Annotated in this window: 18 protein-coding genes; 2 read left to right on the top strand and 16 right to left on the bottom strand. The window is 42.6% G+C overall.

All coding sequences use genetic code 11. The features are described from left to right. Window positions 1-2: 2 nt before the first annotated feature. The 9 genes from gmd to JS40_RS09205 all read right to left on the bottom strand — a co-directional run bounded on the left by gmd (window position 3) and on the right by JS40_RS09205 (window position 9610). Window positions 3-1121, bottom strand: coding sequence for a GDP-mannose 4,6-dehydratase (gene gmd, locus JS40_RS09245; protein ID WP_034260095.1), 1119 nt, complete (start codon window positions 1119-1121; stop codon window positions 3-5). A 78-nt stretch (window positions 1122-1199) separates the two neighbouring features. Continuing rightward, window positions 1200-2060, bottom strand: a complete 861-nt coding sequence (gene rfbD, locus JS40_RS09240; protein ID WP_034260094.1) for a dTDP-4-dehydrorhamnose reductase — start codon at window positions 2058-2060, stop codon at window positions 1200-1202. Further along, the gene (rfbC, locus tag JS40_RS09235; RefSeq protein ID WP_316932514.1) at window positions 2057-2581 is read right to left on the bottom strand and encodes a dTDP-4-dehydrorhamnose 3,5-epimerase; all 525 of its coding nucleotides are present in this window, start codon (window positions 2579-2581) and stop codon (window positions 2057-2059) included. Before rfbC ends, rfbD begins: the two co-directional genes overlap by 4 nt. A gap of 27 nt (window positions 2582-2608) precedes the next feature. Further along, entirely contained in the window at window positions 2609-3463 is an 855-nt protein-coding gene (gene rfbA / locus JS40_RS09230) for a glucose-1-phosphate thymidylyltransferase RfbA (protein ID WP_034260092.1), read from the bottom strand. Then, window positions 3460-4476: a dTDP-glucose 4,6-dehydratase gene (rfbB, locus tag JS40_RS09225; RefSeq protein WP_034260091.1), complete on the bottom strand. Its 1017-nt coding sequence runs from the start codon at window positions 4474-4476 to the stop codon at window positions 3460-3462. The genes rfbA and rfbB overlap by 4 nt, the downstream gene beginning before the upstream one ends. A gap of 54 nt (window positions 4477-4530) precedes the next feature. Next, entirely contained in the window at window positions 4531-5538 is a 1008-nt protein-coding gene (locus JS40_RS09220; protein ID WP_034260090.1) for a hypothetical protein, read from the bottom strand. Between the two features lie 5 nt (window positions 5539-5543). Further along, window positions 5544-7217: a DUF6909 family protein gene (locus JS40_RS09215; RefSeq protein WP_034260089.1), complete on the bottom strand. Its 1674-nt coding sequence runs from the start codon at window positions 7215-7217 to the stop codon at window positions 5544-5546. 23 nt (window positions 7218-7240) lie between these two features. Then, on the bottom strand, window positions 7241-8737 hold the full coding sequence (locus JS40_RS09210) for a GH3 auxin-responsive promoter family protein (RefSeq protein ID WP_034260088.1): 1497 nt from the start codon (window positions 8735-8737) through the stop codon (window positions 7241-7243). Between the two features lie 6 nt (window positions 8738-8743). Continuing rightward, on the bottom strand, window positions 8744-9610 hold the full coding sequence (locus JS40_RS09205; protein ID WP_034262311.1) for a M23 family metallopeptidase: 867 nt from the start codon (window positions 9608-9610) through the stop codon (window positions 8744-8746). A 117-nt stretch (window positions 9611-9727) separates the two neighbouring features. Between JS40_RS09205 and JS40_RS09200 the strand changes: the two genes are divergently transcribed. Further along, window positions 9728-9916, top strand: coding sequence for a Sec-independent protein translocase subunit TatA/TatB (locus tag JS40_RS09200; protein WP_034260087.1), 189 nt, complete (start codon window positions 9728-9730; stop codon window positions 9914-9916). Between the two features lie 63 nt (window positions 9917-9979). Here JS40_RS09200 and JS40_RS09195 read toward each other — a convergent pair whose 3' ends face one another. The 3 genes from JS40_RS09195 to JS40_RS09185 all read right to left on the bottom strand — a co-directional run bounded on the left by JS40_RS09195 (window position 9980) and on the right by JS40_RS09185 (window position 13807). Continuing rightward, window positions 9980-10951, bottom strand: a complete 972-nt coding sequence (locus JS40_RS09195; protein ID WP_034260086.1) for a DUF4837 family protein — start codon at window positions 10949-10951, stop codon at window positions 9980-9982. Window positions 10952-10972: 21 nt separating this feature from the next. Continuing rightward, window positions 10973-12535 (bottom strand): LysM peptidoglycan-binding domain-containing protein, encoded by a 1563-nt coding sequence (locus tag JS40_RS09190; RefSeq protein WP_034260085.1) that lies wholly within the window; start codon window positions 12533-12535, stop codon window positions 10973-10975. A gap of 84 nt (window positions 12536-12619) precedes the next feature. Then, entirely contained in the window at window positions 12620-13807 is a 1188-nt protein-coding gene (locus tag JS40_RS09185; RefSeq protein ID WP_034260084.1) for a phosphoglycerate kinase, read from the bottom strand. Between the two features lie 74 nt (window positions 13808-13881). Between JS40_RS09185 and JS40_RS09180 the strand changes: the two genes are divergently transcribed. Further along, the gene (locus tag JS40_RS09180) at window positions 13882-15036 is read left to right on the top strand and encodes a DNA polymerase III subunit (RefSeq protein ID WP_034260083.1); all 1155 of its coding nucleotides are present in this window, start codon (window positions 13882-13884) and stop codon (window positions 15034-15036) included. Between the two features lie 144 nt (window positions 15037-15180). Here the strand turns inward: JS40_RS09180 and JS40_RS09175 are convergent, their stop codons facing one another. The 4 genes from JS40_RS09175 to JS40_RS09160 form a co-directional block, all read right to left on the bottom strand. Next, complete coding sequence (locus tag JS40_RS09175) at window positions 15181-16038, bottom strand: class I SAM-dependent methyltransferase (RefSeq protein WP_034260082.1); 858 nt, start codon at window positions 16036-16038, stop codon at window positions 15181-15183. Between the two features lie 31 nt (window positions 16039-16069). Beyond that, on the bottom strand, window positions 16070-17941 hold the full coding sequence (gene mnmG, locus JS40_RS09170) for a tRNA uridine-5-carboxymethylaminomethyl(34) synthesis enzyme MnmG (RefSeq protein ID WP_034260081.1): 1872 nt from the start codon (window positions 17939-17941) through the stop codon (window positions 16070-16072). 125 nt (window positions 17942-18066) lie between these two features. Further along, complete coding sequence (gene ybeY, locus JS40_RS09165; protein WP_034260080.1) at window positions 18067-18483, bottom strand: rRNA maturation RNase YbeY; 417 nt, start codon at window positions 18481-18483, stop codon at window positions 18067-18069. Then, window positions 18476-21880, bottom strand: a complete 3405-nt coding sequence (locus tag JS40_RS09160; protein ID WP_034260079.1) for a DUF4175 family protein — start codon at window positions 21878-21880, stop codon at window positions 18476-18478. Before JS40_RS09160 ends, ybeY begins: the two co-directional genes overlap by 8 nt. Window positions 21881-21963: the final 83 nt, after the last annotated feature.

Raw genomic sequence — 21963 nt, 5'->3', positions numbered from 1 at the left:
TTCTATTCGAAATAGTTCATGATCTTATAGCCGCCATCTTTTAAATAACTTTCTTTTCGCATCAATTTAAGGTCCCCGGCCATCATCTCGTCGACCAAGCCCTGAAGTTCATATTGCGGTTTCCAGCCCAGTTTTTTGTACGCCTTGGTTGCATCCCCTATTAAAAGATCCACTTCGGTGGGTCTGAAGTACTTTTCATCAACAGCAACTACTTCCTTCCCTATCTCAAGTGTGTATGCAGGATCGTTACATTTTTTTACAATTCCTTTTTCTTCCACGCCTTCCCCGGTGAACTCAAGCTCCACGCCTATGTGCTGAAAGGCCATTCTAACAAAATCCCGTACGGCCGTGGTCTTTCCGGTAGCGATCACCCAGTCTTCGGCTTCATCGGCCTGCAGGATCATCCACATCATCTTTACATAGTCCTTTGCGTGTCCCCAATCTCTTTTCGCGTCGAGATTTCCTAAATACATCTTATCCTGAAGACCTAAAGCAATACGTGATGTGGCGCGCGTAATCTTTCGCGTAACGAAGGTTTCTCCCCGAATGGGAGATTCGTGGTTGAACAAGATCCCGTTACAGGCAAACATATTATAGGCTTCCCTGTAATTTATTGTTGCCCAGTAAGCATACAGTTTGGCGACGGCATAGGGACTTCTTGGGTAGAAAGGAGTCGTTTCGGTTTGTGGTACTTCCTGTACCTTTCCGTATAATTCGGATGTAGAGGCTTGATAAATTTTTGTCTTCTTCTCTAAGCCTAGTATTCGTATGGCTTCCAGTATTCTCAATGATCCCAACGCATCGGTATTGGCCGTGTATTCCGGCATCTCAAAAGAAACCTGCACGTGACTCATTGCCGCAAGATTATAGATCTCGTCCGGCTGTACTTCTTGTATGATTCGGATTAGGTTGGTACTATCGGTAAGATCCCCGTAGTGTAAAAAGAAGTTTTGGTTCTCAATGTGCGGATCTTGATAAAGATGATCGATCCTGTCTGTATTAAAAAGCGAAGATCGCCTCTTGATCCCATGTACAATATAGTCCTTCTTTAATAGGAATTCGCTTAAATAAGCCCCATCTTGACCGGTTACCCCTGTAATTAACGCTACTTTCTTGCTCAAAATCTTACTTTTTCTATCGGTTGTTAAAAAATGAATGCCTTATAGGCATTCCTGCACAAAATTACAATAATTATTGTGTTAGTTAGCCCTTTGCTGATCTGCAATGAGCTTTTTCAAACTCACTTTCCAATGTGGAAGTATTATATTTCCAATGGCTTTTATCTTTTCCTTGCTCAATACACTATACACCGGTCGACGGGCCTTTGTTGTAAAGTGATCCGTACGCTGTAAGTGAACATCGCTTTCTGGGTATTCTTCAAAAATCATTTCGGCAAAATCAAACCAGGTAGCTTCTCCTTCATTGCTCAAGTGATAACACCCAAACGGCAGCACTGCATCTGTTATAATTTGCAGGCTCACCTCCGCAAGAACATTTGCATTGGTAGGCGTCCCGCGCTCGCCGATTGTAATGGTAAGGGCCTTTTGTTCATTCGCCAACCGCAACATCGTGGTATAGAAATTCTTACCGTATTGCGAATACAGCCAGGATGTTCTAAAGATATAAGCATCGGCTCCCGATGCCGTGATGGCAACTTCTCCTTTGCGTTTTGAAGCTCCGTACACATTGATTGGATTTGTAGGGTCTGTTTCGGTATAGGGTGTCCCTTTACTACCATCAAAAACATAGTCTGTAGAAAAATGCATCAAAGCCATGTTCTGTTCCTTACAGATAGCAGCCAGATGTCCCACCGCAATATGATTAGTGCGGTATGCCGCTTCAGGGTCTTCCTCTGCTTGATCGACGGCGGTATAGGCCGCGGTATTGATCACTAGGTCGAAACTATGGGTCTCTAAAAATGCTAAAACCGCTTCCGGGTCATCAATATCAAGTTCATCTCTGGTCGCCAAGTAAAGTTCAAGTTCGGGAAACCGGTGTGCCGCATCTGCGATACAGCGTCCTAATTGTCCGTTTGCTCCTGTTACCAGTACTTTTTTCATCGAATCACCTCCTTGAAGGTAGGAAGTTGCAGGTCTTTTTCTGAAATGATCAAATCTTCCTTGGGAAGATGCCAATCCAGCGATAAGGTTGCGTCATTATAGATGATACCTCCTTCGGAAGCCTTATCGTAATAATTATCGCACTTGTATGCAAACACCGAAGTTTCAGAAAGTGTTACAAAACCGTGAGCGAAACCTTTTGGGACGAACAACTGTTTTCCTTCCGAAGCATTTAAGATCATTGAAAAATGCTTTCCGAAGGTTTTAGATTCCTTCCGAAGGTCCACCACGATATCCAATACTTTCCCTTGTAACACCCGCACCAATTTTGCCTGCGCACCATTCCCCACCTGAAAGTGAAGCCCGCGCAGTACCCCGTATTTTGAGGTAGACTGATTGTCCTGTACGAAATTAATCGTAAGACCCGTGATGTCTTTAAACGTCTGTTGATTGTATGTTTCTACAAACTGCCCCCTTTCGTCCTTAAAAACAGGCGGAATGAGTATAAAACAGTCTTGCAAAGGTGTGTGTTTCAGTTCCAAATCGTATTACAATTGCATTAAATGTTTGCCGTAGCCGCTTTTTAACAAGGGTTTGGCCAATTCGATGAGTTGTACTTTAGAAATAAAGCCCATTTCGTAAGCAGCCTCTTCAATGGCTCCAATTTTAAGTCCTTGCCGTTCTTCGATCACCTCAACAAATTGTGCTGCCTGCATGAGAGATTCGAATGTTCCCGTATCCAGCCAGGCAGTACCTTTATCCAAAATACTCACACGCAATTTCCCGCTTCTTAAATAAGCGTTGTTCACATCGGTGATCTCGAGTTCGCCCCGTGCGCTGGGTTTGATGTTCTCTGCGATCTCGATGACACTATTGTCGTAGAAATAGATGCCGGGTACGGCATAATTTGATTTAGGTTGTTTGGGTTTTTCCTCTATCGACAACGCTTTTCCGTTACTGTCGAAGGCCACAACGCCATAACGTTCCGGATCGTGCACATGATAGGCATAGATGATCCCGCCATCGGGATCATTATTTGCCTGAAGGAGTTCTTTTAGGCCCGACCCGTAAAAGATATTATCTCCTAGAATTAGAGCTACCTTGTCTTTCCCTATAAAATCCTTTCCAATAATAAAAGCTTCTGCCAGCCCATTAGGTTGTGGCTGCTCGGCATAGCTGAATGTACAACCAAATTTGCTGCCGTCACCAAGCAGTTTTTTAAATAAGGGAAGGTCTTCCGGTGTAGAGATGATAAGAATTTCGTGGATACCGGCATACATAAGTGTTGATAGTGGGTAGTAGATCATGGGTTTGTCGTATACAGGCATTAATTGCTTGCTCACGGCAAGGGTGATGGGGTGTAAGCGGGTTCCGGAGCCACCGGCTAGGATAATTCCCTTCATAATCTATCTGTGTTTTTTAGGTACCATTGTACTGTCTTTTCAATACCGCTTTCAAAATTCTCTTTCGCCTGCCAGCCTAACTCGTTTTCAATCTTTGTAGCATCGATCGCATAGCGAAAATCATGACCCGGACGGTCACTTACAAAGCTAATCTGTTCTTTATACGGACTTTCTTTTGGTTTTAACCGATCCAGCAGGTCGCAAATGGTGTGAGCAATGTAGAGGTTTTCACGTTCATTTTTACCACCAATATTATAAGTTTCGCCCAAACGTCCTTTTTCTAACGCAAGATGGATACCGGTGCAGTGGTCCTTTACATACAACCAATCCCGCACATTCTTGCCATCGCCGTAAATGGGGATAGGCTCTCCAGCCAGGGCCTTGCGAATAATAGTAGGGATCAACTTCTCCTTGTGTTGGTGGGGACCGTAGTTATTGGAGCAATTGGTAGTCACAACGGGAAGCCCATAGGTGTGGAAATAGCTGCGCACTAAAAAATCGGATGAAGCTTTTGAAGCACTGTACGGACTGTTGGGTGCGTAAGGTGTTTTTTCGGTGAACTCTCCTGTCTTACCTAGTGTTCCGTAGACTTCATCGGTAGAGATGTGCAAAAAACGTGCATGTTCGAAATCGTTCTTTACTGTATTGGGTGCTTCCATCCAGGTCTTATAGGCGGCTTGCAGTAATGTAAATGTCCCCACAATATTTGTTTGAACAAAAGTGCCGGGCCCCGTGATGGAGTTATCGACATGAGATTCTGCAGCAAAATGGATGACTTTGGAGAATTGATGTTCTTCGAATAATGATTCCACCAAAGGAGCCTCACAAATGTCCCCCTTAATAAAATGATATTTAGAATGAGCGGCAATGTCCTCCAAATTTTTCAAATCCCCAGCGTAAGTGAGCTTATCCAACACAAAAACAGAGTCATTTGTGTTTTGAAGCGCATAGTGAACGTAATTTGAGCCAATGAAGCCCGCACCCCCTGTAAGTAAGACTTTGTTGTTATTCAAAATTAATTTTTAGTTGCGCCTAAATGGATATTTAACATTTTTGAACGCAGATTTTTATTGTTTTTCGGCTTCGTTGGTTTCGGCTATTCCCTTTACCTGAATATAGAGGTATCGAATAAATGCTGCTAAAAGAAACAAGGAAACCAAGAAAAAAGGATAAAGGAATTTTAATCTTCCATCGGTGAATGCGCGAACCTTCACAAGATCTGCATTGCTTAAAAGCACTACAGAATCTGTACTTTTTAAGAGTTCTGATTCGAGCATTTCCGTTTCTGTTTGCAGTTCCAGCTTTTTATCAAAAAGCTTATCAATCTCCATATTCTTTTCAACGACAAACTGCGCCGGAAGACCTGTAATGCTTGGGCGATCCTTTGCAAAGCTTTCAATAACCGCATCTATTTGAGATAACGTACGTTGATTGGCTACGATCCTATCCTTTACGTTTTCAAAATAGATTGCTCCCATTTCGGCAACAAGTTTATTTGCATTTATATAGGCTATGAGCTTATCCACCACATCCGGAGTGGCAGCAGGACCTGCGATTATTTCAATGCGGTGGTATTTGTATTCTTCAAGAAATGCCTGCGACTCCAGCATTTTTTCTTCTTCCTCTTCAAAAGGAACCACATCTACAAACACATCAAGACTTCTGTTATTTACCTCGTCGTATTTGTCTATCAAGTTATTAATATTTACAACTGGTGTTGATACCACAGCGATCAACTCGTTCCGTCCTTTATCAAAGCCATGCGCTTGTAGAAACAGAGAGTCCTTATCTTTAATCTTTCTATCTAATTTTTCCAGCGCATTATAAGCGTAATTTACGTTGTCGTTATTGATTTGAACAAGCAGTGTCGATTCTTTATAACTGCGTTTGTTGGCATCGGAATAAAATCCCCAGGCTGCGCCAATTATGATCAACACCACAACCACGATCCAAAATTTCAAAACAAACTGAAATGCCCGGAACAATAAGACCAAGCTCTTTTTAAATGTATTGGAAATAAATTCTAATACCGCCTTTAAATCCAATTCTTCAGACTTGTAATTCTCGTTATTCATAGTGATTAGTTTTTACTTAAAATTTGTTTTAATATTTTGTCGGTTATTAAATATGTAGGCTTCACTCCTGTAGTTCCCAGACCCCCTGAAGCAAGGGTACTCCCTGTTTCCAAAGGATTATCGGAAGCGTAATACGCATAGCGCACAGCAACATTGGAGTTTATGCTGCTTCGTATCTTAGAGGCGGCCTGTATCGCTTTATGATAGTGTGCTCCTTCCATTTCAAGTCCAATGACATTCCAGGTGGAGTTATGGAAGAACTTTAAAATATCTCTGTTCTGAAGGGAGGTCCCCAGTACGGTGATCATGGCTCCTGTACATACATGTACGTCATCGTCTTCGAACATAGACTTCTTTAACTTGTTTTTAAACGGATAATTGTCCGCTGTGCCTTCAAAGACGTGAGCGGATGGGATCATAATGTCACCTTTCCCGCCTTCCAAGATACCCGCTTTTCCCATAATCGAAATAGAGGCTACATTAAGAAAATAGCGTGTTTTATTCTTTTCGTAAGGTTTTAACAGTTCATCCATACTTTCATAGGCCTGTTCTCCAAATGCATAATCCATCACAATAATTACAGGTTGAGAATCTGCGGAAGCATTAGTGTTTCCAGGCAATTTCGAGGTATCGACAATCTGGACATCAATGTTTGTCCCGCTGGTATCTTCAATAAAGGTCATCCCGTTCTGCAACGCAGTCTTGGTTACTTTTTCACGTAATTTGACATTGGTGCTCTTACTTAGAGATTCAAATATCTCCAAAGGTTGCTTTTTCTTGAATTCTGAAGCCAAGGCTATGGGTGCATACAGACTGTTCATAACACTGTGCATATTTGCACTAATGATGTGAAGTGGTCGTGCGAGTAACCCTTTCTCATCGAGTGTTCGCTTAATATCCAAAGCCCAACGTTCGCCGTGGATATGATGGCCCAGACGCTCCCGAAGCACAGGACTGAACGTTATGATTCTTTTATTGTCGTCAATAACTTCTTCAATAGCAAATTTCCCTAAATAATAGATAATACTTAAAAACCTGTTTTCATCTTCACTACATGCAAATTTGGGGTAGATATCGTTCACTTCTTCAAACGTCCTGCCTAGAAAGTTTGCGGTGTGCGTGAGAGCAATCTCTTTGTCGTTCTGACTTAACTCCCCTTTCTTTAAAATGGCTTCTTCAAGTTTCTTCCAATCCCGTATCACATCACCCTTATCATTGATAAGTACCTGCTTCATGATCTTGTGGGACTCGATATAGAGAAATGTAAGGTGTGTGAGAATATCATATATCTCAGAACGTCCTCGTGTGATCTCTATATTCATCTGCTCTTCATCGATGCGGTAGCAATTTCGGCGTCGTTTTGCAGGAATAATCGCCTTAAAATGTGACTTCTTATATCCTTCATCGCTTGTAAGATTCACGAATCGGCATTCTTCTATACCGTAGGGCAGGCGGTCCATGACATACAACAATCCCTGAAGTTCTATTTTCTCTTCGGCAATAGAGCCATAGATCTCAGGTCGAAGGATAAGCAGTGCTTCGCGCAAGGTTTCTCCGGAAACTCCCATGGGTTTATAATACCCCCGATTAAAAAGGTGCCGCATGGTAATGTACATGCGCTCTATAGCCCCGGAACTCTCTTGGGCTCTTGTTCTAGTATGGGTATTGAGAGATTTCATGCTGCTGCAAATATAAACTAATTTTAACCTTGCATCTTTACAAGTTCGTCGGCTATCTTTCGATCATTGGACAATCGGGGAGTTTTGTTCTGACCTCCCAATTTCCCTAGTGATTTCATATATCTTGTAAAACTGTCCTTAGACAAAACCGTTATTTTTAATGGCTGAAGGACACCTCCATTAATCAAATCCTCGTAATAGCTGTTTTGCGCCTGCATCGACGCATCTATGACTGCTGCGACCTTCTGAAGCTCTTTCGGCGGTTCCTCAAATTCTATAAGCCACTCATGGTACGGTAATTCTCCTGTTTCGGGAGTGGTTTGCGGAGCTACGGTAAATTCAGAAATAGAAAAGCCAAATTGATCCATAGCTACATTCATTGCCTCCTCAACCTCTTTCCCTATCACGTGCTCACCAAAGGCCGAGATAAAATGCTTGATGCGTCCGGAGACAATGACCCTATAAGGCTTCAGCGAGGTGAATTGCACTGTGTCACCCACGTTGTAGGCCCACAAGCCGGCATTGTTAGACACGATCATAACATAATTGACATCCGTCTTTACGTCCCCGATCGTAAGGCGCGGAGGATCGTTATCAAAAAACCTTTCAGCCTCAACAAATTCGTAAAAGATGCCCGAGTCCAACAGTAGCAGCATTCCTTTCTGGGATTGTGAATCCTGAAAGGCAAAGAAGCCTTCACTGGCCGGATAGAGCTCAATGCTGTCCACACGCCGTCCAATTAATTTTTCGAACTTCGCCCGATACGGCTCGTAGTTAACCCCTCCATAGATGAACAGCTGAAAGTTTTCAAAGAGGTCTCCTACCTTCTTGTTCGTTGCTAGCTGAAGGCGTTCAAAGTACATCTGTACCCATGAAGGTATCCCGCTAATCACTGTCATGTTCTCGTCTTTTGTTTCCGCAACAATAGCATCTACTTTGTCCTCCCAATCTTCAATACAATTGGTCTCGAAGGTGGGAAGTCGGTTTTTTTGCAGGTACCCGGGGACATAATGCGCAGCGATCCCCGAAAGTCTTCCCAATTTTATTCCGTTCTCTTCTTTTAGCTTTGGGCTTCCCTGAAGGAAGATCATTTTACCGTCCACAAAACGTGCATTGCCTGTTTCATAGATATAGCATAAGATCGAATTTCGTGCGGCCTCAATGTGGTTGGGTATTGAAGCTTTGGTGAGGGGAATGTATTTGGCTCCGCTCGTGGTTCCGGAGGTTTTAGCAAAGTAAAGTGGTTTCCCCGGCCACAGGATATCGGGCTCCCCTTTTACCACCCTATGGATATAGGGAGTCAAATCTTCATAATCTCGTATTGGCACCTTCGTTGCGAAACTTTCAAAGCTTGTGATCTTTGCAAAATCATGGTCTCGTCCAAAAGCAGTATCCTTGGCGGTGGCGATTAGTTCTTTAAAGACCTTTTGTTGGGTCTCTATAGGTCGATGTGACCATTTGTGGATTCTACGAACCACATTACGCGCAAACAATTTAGCAGCAAAGGATTTTAACGACATAATTGTTTAATCAAAATCTATGAAATTAGTGGGATTGATGGGATAACCGTCGCTCCATAGTTCAAAATGAAGATGCGGTCCAGTAGAAAGTTCTCCTGTGTTCCCTGCAATGGCAATCACTTCCCCCGCTTTCACAAGTTCTCCCTGCTCTTTGTTGAGAGAAGCATTGTGTTTATAAACTGAAATCAAGTTGTTGGAATGCTCGAGAATAATCACGTAACCCGTTTCTGCAGTCCAGCTGGCAAAGATCACGGTCCCGTCTGCGGTTGCTTTTACGGGAGCGTCCTTTACAGTAACGATATCTACTGCGAAATGCTTCTGCTTAGGGTCATATCCTTCAGAAATAGCTCCTTTGGCAGGCGCGAAGAGTGCAAATCGCTTTTCTGCTCCGGTTATCAAGGGATTGTATTTATCCTCTTGAATTACTTTTTCCCGCAGTAAAGAATCCTCTCGGGAAGCCGAGAGCTTTATTTTAGAAAAATCCTGGTTGGCTGCTTCGATAATAGAATCTTTATTAAAATCGACCGTTTTAACGTCTCCTGTGAGCACTTTTCGTATTGAGGCAAGGTATTGTTCATTTACATTGATAACCTGCTGCAGAGAGTCTGTTTTAAAGGTTAGATCGGTAGCTCGCTTCTTCAAAGTAGTAGAAGAATAACCGGGAATGTATTCTCTTAAGGGAGTAAAAGCGATGATAACCGTAGTGACTGTTATCAAGAAAACCGCGAAGATCGTGCTAAATACAAAGACGTTTAAGCGATTTAGCTTGAAGGAGAAACGTTCTTCAAAAGTATCCTCATTAAGCACCACTAAGCGGTACTTGTGCAATAACTTCTTTTTAATCTTTTTAGCGCGTTGCTCTTTTTTTGCCATTGCCTTTACTTCTTGATGCAAATATAAAATAAAGTCCAGCGTCCCCATGCTAAACTTAGACTGAAAACGTTATATCTAAGTAATTCTTGTTACATTTGCCGTATAAATTTTATAGAAATGAATGCATTAGTACTCCCTTTAGCCATTGGCCCCTGGCAAATCGCCTTAATCGTAGTGATCGTGTTATTGTTATTTGGAGGACGTAAAATCCCCGAATTAATGCGCGGTTTGGGAAGCGGAATCAAAGAATTTAAAGACGCTTCTAAAGAAGATAGTGATGATAAAAAGATAGACGAAAAGAAATAAAATCCTTGTCGATTCTTATACAAAAAAGCCTGCTCATTACAATGAGCAGGCTTTTTTTGGCCCTTACTTTATTTTGGCCGACCTCAATATGGCTTCCAACTCGAACTGGAGGTCCCGTTTTGTTTCAGAAGGGGCATAGGTGAAGCCCTCCATGATAAGATATCTGTCGTTGGCCTCATCCCGTATAGCATAATTTAAAAAGGGTCCGGCCATATATTGATCTTTCACCTCCCAGGTCCCTTTGGTCTCATACGCAAACTTGCCATCGATCTCGCTGTTGAATAAATAAGGAGCATAGGCTTCCTCGGTAATAAATCGGCCTTCGTCCTCCACAGGTAAATAACCTGCGCCTATAGAGTCCCTGATCTTGATAATGTCGCTCACTACGGAATCCTTACCAATAAGCCCCATAGGAACCTCATATATGATGACATTTGTACTTCCGGACTTCAGGTCCTTACGAAACCAATAAAAGTCGTCAGTGGCAAGGGCCGTGCGGTAAGCCGAAGGCATTTTAAGAGAAACTCCCAACCTATCTTGAAGCGAGTCTAACTTCTTTAGCGAGATGTTGATTCGTCTTTGCTTTTCTGTGATCTCAGATGATTTAAAAGCCTCCAATATCTTATTTTTATTCTCCGTGATAAGTTCTGCCAGACGCTGCGGTGACTTTGCGGTTACAAAAACCCCTGTTTGTGGCTTGGCGTAGGGATCCTCCTTTATGGTAACTTCTTCGGCTGCACCAAGTGTCACATGCAAGAAAATTCGGTTCTTTCGTGCAAAACCGGTGTAGGTAGACGGCGGCATTTGATTGATGGAGTAGAGAGGCTCTTCTTGTGGGAGCCCATCTGCAGGCGCCGCCAAGAAATCCCTAATCACCCCGCCAACATCACCATTCCAGAGATCATTCTCGATGATCACTTGAAGCGAATTGATATTTCCCAGAGACTTAGGTAGAAAAGAAGTGTCCTTTTTGCCGTTATTATTGCATGAGAGCAGAATAAACGCAAAAAGCACTCCTAGAGATAACGATTTCATTGTAATTGATTTTGAAGGGAACTAACCTTGAGAAACCCTTAGTTTCATTCCCGGTTTTAGTTTCGTACCACTAATATCGTTCCATTTTTTTATATTCTGAACGGTAACGCCTGGAAATTTTTGTGAAATACTCCATAAAGAGTCTCCGCTTCGTACTGTGTACATCTCTACTTCTCCCTTTGCCGAAGCTTTTGCCTGGGAGATACTTCCGGAAGAGGCGGTCTTTTTTGTGTGGATGGTAAGCCGTTGTCCAACCTTTAAACGGTTGCTTCGCAGTCCGTTCCATCGTTTGATCTGACTCACTGATACACCGTATTTTTCGGCGATCCTGCCTAAATAATCCCCGCTACGTACGCGGTACTGAACACTATTGGATTCTTCAAAGAATTCAGGCAGCGGTTTTTCTCGGTCATTGAACTCTTTTTCAGCAAAAGCATAAACTGCCTCTTCATTGGCAACGAACTTTCCAACGGCATCCAGAGGCAATCGCAACACATAATTTTCATTTTCAATAAAAGGGATGATATCCAGCTTATACGACGGATTTAAAAACTGGAGTTCCTGCAGATCGACATTTGTGATCTTAGCCACCTGCTCTAAAGTGATCATGCGTTTCACGTGAAGAGTATCTGTAGCAACATAAGGAATGGCCGGGCCTTCACTTGTAAAGCCATGCTCTTTGGCAAACTCGAATATATACATAGTGGCCAGGAACGCCGGAAGATAACCTGCCGTTTCACGGGGTAAATGATGGCGAATGTTCCAATAATTCGTGTATCCGCCTGCACGACGCAATGCTTTTGCCACATTTCCCGGACCCGAATTGTACGCAGCTAAGGCCAGGTCCCAGTCACCAAGACTGTTGTACAGGCTTTTTAAATATTGACTTGCCGCTTCTGTAGCTAATAGAGGGTCGGATCGTTCGTCAACATAGGAGCTTACTTCCAAGCCATAGATCTTTCCTGTATTGTACATAAACTGCCAAAGCCCGGTGGCGCCTACCCGTGATTTTGCTCTTGGATTCAAGGCAGATTCGACGATCGCCAGGTATTTTAACTCCAAAGGAAGGTTGTGCTTGTCCAATGTCTCTTCGAACATTGGAAAATAGTAATCGCTCAATGCCATAAGTCTTCCCATGGTTCTTCTGCGATTCTTCAAGTAGTGTTTGATGACACTTTCAAGGGAAGGATTGTATTCTACATTAAAAGGCGTTCGGGCATTGAGTTGTGCCAACCGTTCTTTCAATACTTCGGTGGGTAGTTCTTCATATTCAACCGCTTCATAGGTTTGATTGGTTATGGTTCCGTAGACATCCTCGAATAATTCGGACTTATAGAGTTCCTGAAGCCATAGGCTGTCTACTATTCTGGCGCGTTTAAGGTCTTCCAACGCGAATACAACAGTATCCTTGGTCTTGGTAGCCACTACGGTAGTAGGCAACTCATCTGAAATTTGCTGCACCGTTATGGAATCGACAATTTGGATCTTCTTTGTCTTTAAAGAAGACGTTGTATTTTTCTCTTGGCCATATAATACTGCACCGACCAACAGAAACAACACAAAGGGGATGAATGTTTGTTTCATAATGAAAATAACGTAGGTTATTGGGCAAAATTTTGCTAAAATTAATGAAATGAGGTTTCTAGGCAAATTTTTAACACTCCAAACCTACTCATGTATCGCTTTTATCCCGGGTAATTCTTTGCCTTCCAGCATCTCCAACATCGCTCCGCCACCGGTAGACACATAACTCACTTTGTCACTAAAATTGAACTTTTTCACTGCCGCCACGGAATCCCCGCCGCCAACCAGCGAAAACGCACCATTTCTTGTGGCTTCGGCAATAGCCTCCCCCAATGCAATGGTTCCTTGAGCGAAAGGTTCCATCTCGAAGACACCCACCGGGCCATTCCAAAGAATGGTCTTGGATTGAGCGATAATCTCGGCAAACAAATCGTTGGTCTTAGGTCCTGTGTCCAAGCCCATCCAGCCCTGTGGGATGTCGTTTACCGGATCGATCTCTGTACTTGCAAATTCTGAAAAACTATCTGCAACCACGGCGTCTACCGGCAAATGTACCTGTACCTTTTTCTTTTTAGCTGCCTGTAATATTTCCAATGCCAATTTTTGCTTGTCTTCCTCCACCAACGAGCTGCCAATACTGCCGCCCTGCGCCTTGATAAACGTAAAGGCCATACCACCGCCAATAATTAAGTGGTCTATGGTGTCCAATATACTCTCGATGATGGTGATCTTAGAAGAAACCTTAGCACCGCCAATAATTGCCGTGACCGGTGATTCACCGTGCGTTAAGACTCTTTGTACATTCTCAATTTCTGATGCGAGCAATAATCCGAAGCATTTATTCTTCGGAAAGAAATCGGCTATGATCGCTGTAGAAGCGTGTGCTCTGTGTGCTGTTCCGAAGGCATCATTCACATAAATATCTCCCCATTGCGATAATTTTTTAGCAAAATTCCGATCTCCTTTTGTTTCTTCCTCATAATACCGAAGGTTTTCCAGCAGCAGGATCTCTCCGGGTTGCAGGGCATTCACTGCTTCTGCAGCTGCCGGACCTATACAATCTGAAATGAATTTAACCGTCACGCCTAGTATTTCAGATGCACTTTTTACAATATGTTGCAGTGAAAATTCGGCTTCCTTGTTCTTAGGCCTGCCAAGATGTGACATGAGAATACAACTGCCGCCATCCTCAAGAATCTTGATGATCGTGGGTTTTGCCGCCTCGATTCGGGTTGCATCGGTTACCTCCATATCGTCATTGAGCGGGACATTGAAATCTACCCTAATAAGGGCCTTTTTATTCTTAAAATCGAAGTCATTTACTGTTTTCATAGGCGCTATTTACAGCTGCAAATATACAGTATTGCAGACTCTTTTGTACTAGTAAAATTTGCGTAGTTTTGTGCATGGATTTTTCCGAAGTTATTGGTCAGAAGCACCTGCACTCACATCTTATTAAAACCGTTGAGAATGGTCGTGTTCCTCACGCTCAATTGTTTGTTGGTAATAGTGGAAGCGGCCTTTTGCCAATGGCGATTGCGTATGCACAACACTTACTTTGTCAAGCCCACGAGCCTGGTAGTATTGACCGGCAACATTGCAAGCAGAAAGTTGCTAAATTGGCACATCCCGATCTTCATTTCGTATACCCTGTAAACACGAACGATGTTGTAAAGAAGAATCCTGTTTCGTCACTTTTTTCTGAAGAATGGCGTGCTTTCGTTCTTTCGAATCCTTATGCATCGCTATTCGATTGGTTCCAAACGCTCGGCATAGAGAACAAACAAGGGAACATCAATGTGAGAGAAGCCGAAGAGATCTCCAAACGACTCTCATTAAAAGCGTATGAGGGTGGCTATAAGGTTATGATCATTTGGATGGCAGAGAAAATGAACACCGAATGTGCAAATAAGATCCTGAAGCTGGTGGAAGAACCCCCCGAAAAAACAGTCCTTTTACTCCTTACGGAGCAAGAGGAACAGATCCTTGCCACTATAAGGTCTCGTTGTCAAAGGCTGCATTTCCCGCTGCTTCCCGAAGAACAAATTGCCAAGGCGCTACAGACCAAACATGCGGTTTCAGAAAATGTAGCAAAGAAAATTAGTCGTCAATCTCATGGCGATTTCAATAAGGCGCTACACCTATTCCAACAGGATGGGGACGACAAGGTTTTTGAAAAATGGTTTGTACAATGGGTGCGAACGGCATTTAAAGCGAAGGGTAACAAGGGGTCTATCCATAGCCTCATATCGTGGAGCGAAACCATTGCTGGAGAAGGCAGAGAAACCCAAAAAAAGTTTCTCACATTTTGTTTAGAGCTTTTCCGGCAAGCCATGTTACAGAATTATAAGGCAGACAGCCTTATATTTTTCGAAGCGCAAGAACCCGGGTTTTCCATTCAGAAATTTGCTCCCTTTATTCACCAGAATAATATTTATGCTATCACACACGCATTGGAAGATGCGATTTATCATGTAGAGAGAAACGGCAATGCAAAAATTATTTTTACAGATCTCTCCATCCGGCTTACACGCCTTATTCATGCCCCAGAGCAAGTATAGGTATTATTTATTGTATGACCCACAAGCATAAGATCGCATTATTATTGTTCGGGCTTTATTTACAAGTTTTCTCGGGCTTTCTTTCATCGGACTATGAAATAGTCTTTACAAGCCCTAAAACAGTCTTAAAAGAGCTTAAAATCCCTATTTAGCCTTTCGATAACAGTAAATCAAGGAAGAATATTCCTTTGTTCTCCAAGCTGAGATATTAGATCGCAATCCAATTAAAAAAGGTCGAATTGAAAAAGACATCTTTTGTCTTTTATATTTTTCAGAAAGAAGGCTTACATAAAAGGAATCAAAAAGCATTGGCCTCACTTTTTCTAAATTCATTTCTTCCGAAAATAACGTCCGCATAGAATCACGGGAAAAATGCCACAAATGTCTGGGGGTATCATACGCTGCCCAAAACGACCCATAATATCGTGCATCGAAAGATCGGTAGTTGGGAACCGCAATAATCAAAAAACCTCCTGGCGCTACCAACGATTCGATTTTAGCAATAGTGTTCTCAAGGTCCGGTAGATGTTCCAAGACATGCCATAAGGTTACAACCTCGAACTGGTCTCGCGTAATTGCATCCCAGGTCTCAAGAAGTTCAATATTCTTTTGAAGGGATAATGCCCTGGCTGTTTCATTTGGCTCGACTCCCATTACATCCCATCCCTTACTCTTCGCTGCTTTTAAAAAATCTCCTGTGCCCGCACCAATATCTAGTAATCGTCCCTTGTCTTTATACAAGGAAGAGATCAAGTTTACTTTTTTACGTAGTGCGTATTTTTTTACTATTTGATATATGCTATCGAGCCAACTCGATCTGCTGTCCGTATGGGAAATATAATCTGAGCTTTCATAATACCCGGAAAGTTCTGAAGCATCCGGCTGCGGATGCGTGAAGAGTACATCAAGCCGGGTGTCGTGTCGAATCTCGAAAGGTTCCCCCGTAACAAGATGGTCTTTGGTGCGGATAAAAACAGAAGTGTCCTTTTCTTTAGAACTCATAATTTTTAGTGTTCCACGTGAAACATACCACCTAGCGCCCCATATATACTAGCATCACAGAAATATCATTTGGAGACACTCCGCTAATTCGGCTTGCTTGAGACACGGTGGTTGGTTTGATCTGTGTTAATTTTTCCCTGGCCTCATACGACAGCGATTTAAGGCGGGAGTAGTCAAAATTCTCCGGTATCTTTATGCCTTCCAACCTATTCAGTTTATCTGCATTGTTCTTTTCTTTTTCTATATACCCTGCGTATTTCACCTGAATTTCGGTTTGCTGAAGCACCTCGTGATCCAAATCATTTTCTAACACATAGTGTTCTACTTCCTCAATTGTCCTCATATCTTCCATAGTAATATTGGGTCGGGAAAAAAGTTTGAACATCTTATCACTTTGGGTAACCAATGCGGAATCCTTTGATTCCAGAATGGGGTTTATTACTTCGGGCGCAACGCTGGTCTCTTTAAAGAACTGAACAAAAGCTTTTGATCTGTTCTTCTTCTCTTCCATCTTTCGCATTCGTTCTTCTGTAGCCAGTCCTATCTCAAAGGATTTAGGTGTAAGTCTGAAATCGGCATTATCTTGACGCAACAAGGTTCGATACTCGGCACGGGAGGTGAACATTCTGTAGGGCTCTTCTGTTCCCTTTGTTATAAGATCATCCACTAACACCCCAATATAGGCCTCGTTTCTTTTTAAAATAAACGGATCCCGTTCCTGTACTTGCAAAGCGGCATTAATGCCGGCCATGAGTCCTTGAGATGCAGCTTCTTCGTATCCGGTAGTTCCGTTGATCTGTCCGGCAAAAAACAATCCCGAAACAATCTTGGTTTCCAGGGTGTGTTTTAGTTGTGTGGGCGGAAAGTAGTCGTATTCTATTGCATAACCCGGCCGGAAGAACTTGACATTCTCGAAACCGGCCACCTCCCGTAATGCTTTAAATTGCACATCTTCGGGCAAGGAGGTCGAAAAACCATTAACGTAATACTCTACGGTATCCCAGCCTTCAGGTTCTACAAACAATTGATGGCGGTCCTTATCTGCAAAACGATTGATCTTATCTTCAATTGAAGGACAATATCTCGGGCCAATACTTTGGATTGCTCCATTGAACATTGGAGATCTATCGAAGCCCTCCTTTAATAGTTCGTGTACATGAGTACTGGTGTAGGTCATATGGCAAGGACGCTGTTCTTTTAAAGGTTTTGTGCTGTCCAGGTATGAAAATTTTTCAGGGTTGTCATCTCCCGGCTGTACGATCATTTTCGAAAAATCCAAAGACCTTCCGTCAACGCGTGGCGGGGTTCCCGTCTTCATTCTGCCCGCGTCAAATCCCAGGTCGACCAGATCTTTTGTGATTCCGGTAGCAGCACGTTCACCGGCCCTGCCTCCTCCAAATTGCTTTTCACCAATATGGATCAATCCGTTTAAAAAAGTACCATTTGTCAGCACCACGGTCTTTCCTTTGACCTCAAGTCCCAAAGAAGTTCTTACGCCGGTAATGCGATCTCCTTCCACCAAGATCCCCGAAACCATCTCCTGATAAAAATCCAGATTCTGGGTTTGCTCCAGCATGATGCGCCAAGTTTCAGCAAACCGCATACGATCACTCTGTACTCTAGGACTCCACATAGCAGGGCCTTTGCTTTTATTGAGCATTTTAAACTGGATGGCCGTTTTATCGGACACTATTCCACTATAACCCCCCAGGGCATCGATCTCACGAACGATCTGGCCCTTAGCAATTCCTCCCATAGCGGGATTGCATGACATCTGGGCAATATTTTGAAGATTCATGGTGATAAGCAAGGTCCTTGCTCCCATATTCGCTGCGGCGGCCGCTGCTTCAGATCCTGCATGCCCTCCTCCTACTACAATAACATCATATTCCTTTTCAAACATATTTCATATAGTGTTCCACGTGGAACATTTTAATTTTAAATCACCTTTAATTTTAGGGCTGCAAATATACTGTAAATTCCTTAGAATCAACGCGTTAAAATTATAAAAACTTGATTATCAGACAACTATAAGAAGGTTCTGGACGCAAGAGCTTCTGTTTCACGCGCCCGCATCTTTTCCTGTTGTGGTTTTGTCTTGTCCTTATACCCGCACAAATGAAGTATGCCGTGTATCATCACTCTGTGCAGCTCATCTACAAAAGAATCGGAGTATTGTGTTGCATTCTCCCGCACCCGCTCTACAGAAATATAGATCTCCCCGTGCAGTTGTTTCCCAAAACTGTAGTCGAAACTAATAATATCTGTCAATGTATCATGATCCAGATATTCAAGATTTAGACGCAACAAATACGAGTCATCACAAAAAACAAAAGAGATATCTCCTTCTTCGCAACCTTCAGCGACAATTATTTCAGAAATCCACTTTTTTACCTCTTCGGGCTGTGTGATATCGAACCGGGTTTCAGAAAAAAAATCAATCATCTTTTGACTTAAAATAAAGCTGTACCTTCTCTTTATATCCCTGTCGCAAAGGTAGTGACTCTCTATTGAGAATCTCAGTCGCATTAAAATACTTCTTTACCTCATCCGGATTCAGGCGCAGTGTGTTTTCAAAGCTGTTTCTGTTGGTGCGTGATTCGCGACGCGACTCCTGTCCTTGTTCAAAATCCGCCTTATCTAGTTTTAATAGTTCGTATTTCAGATTAAGCATCTTTTCGAGTGTACGTTGATTGAAGCCTTTATCCAGCAGTTGTTGTTCGATGTCCTCCATCTTTCGAAGCAGTTCTCCTCCCCTTCCGTTCAGACCTTCTTTGCTTAGTTTGTCCTGCAGCTGTTGCCGCAAAAGCTGTTGTTGTTTATAAATCTCATAAAGTTCGCCGTTCATATCTTCGGTGTCTCCTTCACCGTCGCCATTTTCGCCCTTGCTGTTGCCGTTCTTACCATCTTTACCATCACCGTTACCCTCACCGCTACCTTCTCCTTGTCCTTCTCCCTCACCCTGACCCTGGCCCTCTCCTTCTCCCTGGCCTTGACCTTTTCCATCTTTTCCTTTTTGCATTCCTTCTTTCATCTTATCCCCCAAACTTTCCTGCTTTTGAATAATATCCGGCAGTTGGAATCCGCGACCCTGACCTTCTCCCTCACCTTCTCCTTGTCCCTGCCCGGAACCGGACCCCTGCATTTGCATGGCATTCTGCATCGTGTTCAGCAATTCACTTAAAAGTATCGCTAGTTCGTTGGCGCCGGTTACGGTGTACTGTTGACTGGCCAAGCCCTGCCGCATCTCGTTCTCTGCAAGCCGTTCTAACGCCTTGTCCATGTTGTATTGAACTTCAGTAAGAGATTCATTAATCGCATTACTGATCATTGGTTGTCTTAACGAAAGGCTAAACAAGCTGTCATCGATATGCTGGAAATTTTGCTTTAGATCGTTTTGTATAGTAAGTTTTTTTCCGAAGATAGGATTGCCGTAATCTGTTACTTTGAAGGCTTCCATTAAATTTTCCTGTTCAAATGAAAAAACCACCAAATTATCAAGGATCTGCCGAAGCATTTCTACATCTTCCTGTATAGTTTCCATTTGCCCCGACTGCATCTGCATTTGCATTTGCTGTCCCATTTGTTTCATTTTCTTGCCTGCGTTTTTCTGATTTTGTGAGGCACCCTTCTTGTCCTGTTCTTGTAATTTATCTGAAGCTTTTTGCTGTTCCTCATCTACCTGTTTCTCTCCAGATTTATCCTGAGGAATGTCCATAGGGTTCTTTAAAGCTTCGTTCTCCTTTTTAAGGGCATCCATCTCCTTCTTATAGGCCTCGAACTTTTCGTTGAGTTCCTCTTGCTTCTCCTTGGTATTCTTGTCTTCGGGAACATCTGCCAGCTTTTCCTGTTCCTCTCCTAGCTTATAGATCTCTTCTGCCAGCTTTTCTGCTTTTTTGGTAACATAATATCGTTTGGTCAATTCTAACAGCTGCTCCAAGTTCTTCTCTTGATTCTTATTTTGTTTCGCTAATTTTTCAAGTTTCTCTGTAAGATCCTCCTTTCTAATCTTTTCTTGAAGTCTTTCCAGCTCTTCCAGAAGTTTTTCATTCTCCTCCAAACGTTCTTCGTTCTCCTCCAGGCGTTCCTTTAATTGTTCTTTAAATGCATCCTTTTCTTCATTCTCCGGCTGAAAGTTCTCTAAATTATCCTTTAATTCTTTGGAGAAATTCTTCATCATCTGCTCCTGCTGTTTTTGTTTTTTAATAAAGTTCTCCAGCTTCTTTTTATCATTCCAGTTGAGCTCGTTCTTCTCTTTTTGGGTCTTTGAAATGTCCTCCAGTTTTTTTTCTTGATCCTTAAGCTCTTCTAACGACTTATCCAGCCCTTTAATAGAATTCTCCTGATTTTGAAGCTGTTCATTCTCCAGTTCATCTTGGGTAAGCTTCCTAAAGGAGTATACGGCAGATTTACTTGATTTAAAATTATGGATCGCATCATTATCGAACACTTCAAAATAATATTCGTAAGCCACCCCTTCGGTTAGTGAAAGTGTCCCCGGAAATGTATGAACAAATTGTTCGAAGTTCGATCTGTTCAACGGCAATTCGCTTGTCTTCTTTAGTTCTTCCTCTCCTTCAGGATAATATACGAGTCTAAGCTTTGTAAGACCGTAATCATCACTTACTCTGCCCAAAAAGAAGTACTGCTGCGAATCTGTACTATCTTGCTTAGACTGAACCGTGATCTCGGGATATTCATCCTTGATCACCCCTAGTGTAAAAGCAAGATTCTCGTAATTTTTAAGTTGACTGTTGGAGGTAGTGATGGCATAATCAAGTTTTGAAAAAACCCCTTTATTAAAAGAAAAGCGTTCCTTGTCTCCCTCAAAGGTATAGACCGTATCCTTGGTTTGAAGGTGAACGGAGCTCGTGTGCTGTGTTGCTACCTTCCATGTAACACGTGTCCCTTCAGGAATCGTAGCATTTCCGGTACTTTTCAATATTTCATCGCGCTTTCCTGTATACGCCGGATAGTCCAAAACCATTTCAAACCCTGTAAGAGAAGGTGTTTTGACCACAACCAAGGTGTATTCTCTGGAAGTGACCGAGTTGGCCGACACAGTAAAGTCTATGGCTTCTAAAGGCTGTAGGAATGTATATTCAAAATGTCCGGGTGCTGTTTGTTGCAGATAGTAGGTCTCATTATTATAGGCAATACTGGCGTTTTCCGGAACCAGCGTTCCTTGAGCACGCACTTTTAACGTAAAGGGTTTGTTCTCAATGGCCTGCAGGGTGTCATTCAAAATAAAAAAAGAAAATGGCGCGGGGGGCTCGTAGGCCGTATCGTAATTTACAACCCGCTTATAGCTGTTGGAAAAAAGACCTTCCTCTCCCAAGAGAGAAACCAAAATAAAAATAAGCACCGGTATGGCTGCATACTTCAAATATTTTACATTCTTCTTGAAGTTAACTGCGCCCGCAAATGGAATGGGCTGTAATGCTGTTGCTTTTTGGTCGATGCTGGCGGCAAGTAATTCACTCTCCCGAATGTTTCGGTTTAGCTGAATTACATTGAGAAGCTTGTCATTTACCTGTGGAAAATGACTTCCGATAATCTTGGAGGCTTCTTCGTGTGAGATTCCCTGTTGAAGCCGAAACAATTTCGCTAGAGGAAACGCAATAAACCTTATAAAAAGCCCTATTTCTACGCCCACAAAGGTCCAAAACAAAACTGTACGCCCGTTGGGACTCAACCATAAAAAATATTCAACCAGCAGTGTGATCAAAAAATACAAGACGCCAATGGCAAAAAAGAGAATGCTTCCCTTGATCAACTCATTGGTGTAGTATTTTTTAATAAACTGTTCCAGCTTTTGCTGAATAATGCTGAATGAACTCATTCGATGGGTGTATAGTATCAGAACTTCGAAAATACAATATTATTTTGTATCAAAAATAGCTCCAAATTGCCCCAATTCCTGAA

Origin of the sequence: Altibacter lentus, from assembly GCF_000746845.1 — a bacterium.
In the GTDB taxonomy this organism is placed as follows: domain Bacteria; phylum Bacteroidota; class Bacteroidia; order Flavobacteriales; family Flavobacteriaceae; genus Altibacter; species Altibacter lentus.
Note: the sequence above shows the minus strand (reverse complement) of the source record. Positions and strands in the feature narration are given on the sequence as shown.

What these genes read in the sequence shown, in the direction of transcription:
- rfbD (WP_034260094.1), bottom strand. Translation starts at nt 2,060, where the DNA reads ATGAAAAAAGTACTGGTAACAGGAGCAAACGGACAATTAGGACGCTGT.
- rfbA (WP_034260092.1), bottom strand. Translation starts at nt 3,463, where the DNA reads ATGAAGGGAATTATCCTAGCCGGTGGCTCCGGAACCCGCTTACACCCC.
- JS40_RS09220 (WP_034260090.1), bottom strand. Translation starts at nt 5,538, where the DNA reads ATGAATAACGAGAATTACAAGTCTGAAGAATTGGATTTAAAGGCGGTA.
- JS40_RS09215 (WP_034260089.1), bottom strand. Translation starts at nt 7,217, where the DNA reads ATGAAATCTCTCAATACCCATACTAGAACAAGAGCCCAAGAGAGTTCC.
- JS40_RS09210 (WP_034260088.1), bottom strand. Translation starts at nt 8,737, where the DNA reads ATGTCGTTAAAATCCTTTGCTGCTAAATTGTTTGCGCGTAATGTGGTT.
- JS40_RS09205 (WP_034262311.1), bottom strand. Translation starts at nt 9,610, where the DNA reads ATGGCAAAAAAAGAGCAACGCGCTAAAAAGATTAAAAAGAAGTTATTG.
- JS40_RS09200 (WP_034260087.1), top strand. Translation starts at nt 9,728, where the DNA reads ATGAATGCATTAGTACTCCCTTTAGCCATTGGCCCCTGGCAAATCGCC.
- JS40_RS09195 (WP_034260086.1), bottom strand. Translation starts at nt 10,951, where the DNA reads ATGAAATCGTTATCTCTAGGAGTGCTTTTTGCGTTTATTCTGCTCTCA.
- JS40_RS09190 (WP_034260085.1), bottom strand. Translation starts at nt 12,535, where the DNA reads ATGAAACAAACATTCATCCCCTTTGTGTTGTTTCTGTTGGTCGGTGCA.
- JS40_RS09185 (WP_034260084.1), bottom strand. Translation starts at nt 13,807, where the DNA reads ATGAAAACAGTAAATGACTTCGATTTTAAGAATAAAAAGGCCCTTATT.
- JS40_RS09180 (WP_034260083.1), top strand. Translation starts at nt 13,882, where the DNA reads ATGGATTTTTCCGAAGTTATTGGTCAGAAGCACCTGCACTCACATCTT.
- JS40_RS09175 (WP_034260082.1), bottom strand. Translation starts at nt 16,038, where the DNA reads ATGAGTTCTAAAGAAAAGGACACTTCTGTTTTTATCCGCACCAAAGAC.
- mnmG (WP_034260081.1), bottom strand. Translation starts at nt 17,941, where the DNA reads ATGTTTGAAAAGGAATATGATGTTATTGTAGTAGGAGGAGGGCATGCA.
- ybeY (WP_034260080.1), bottom strand. Translation starts at nt 18,483, where the DNA reads ATGATTGATTTTTTTTCTGAAACCCGGTTCGATATCACACAGCCCGAA.
- JS40_RS09160 (WP_034260079.1), bottom strand. Translation starts at nt 21,880, where the DNA reads ATGAGTTCATTCAGCATTATTCAGCAAAAGCTGGAACAGTTTATTAAA.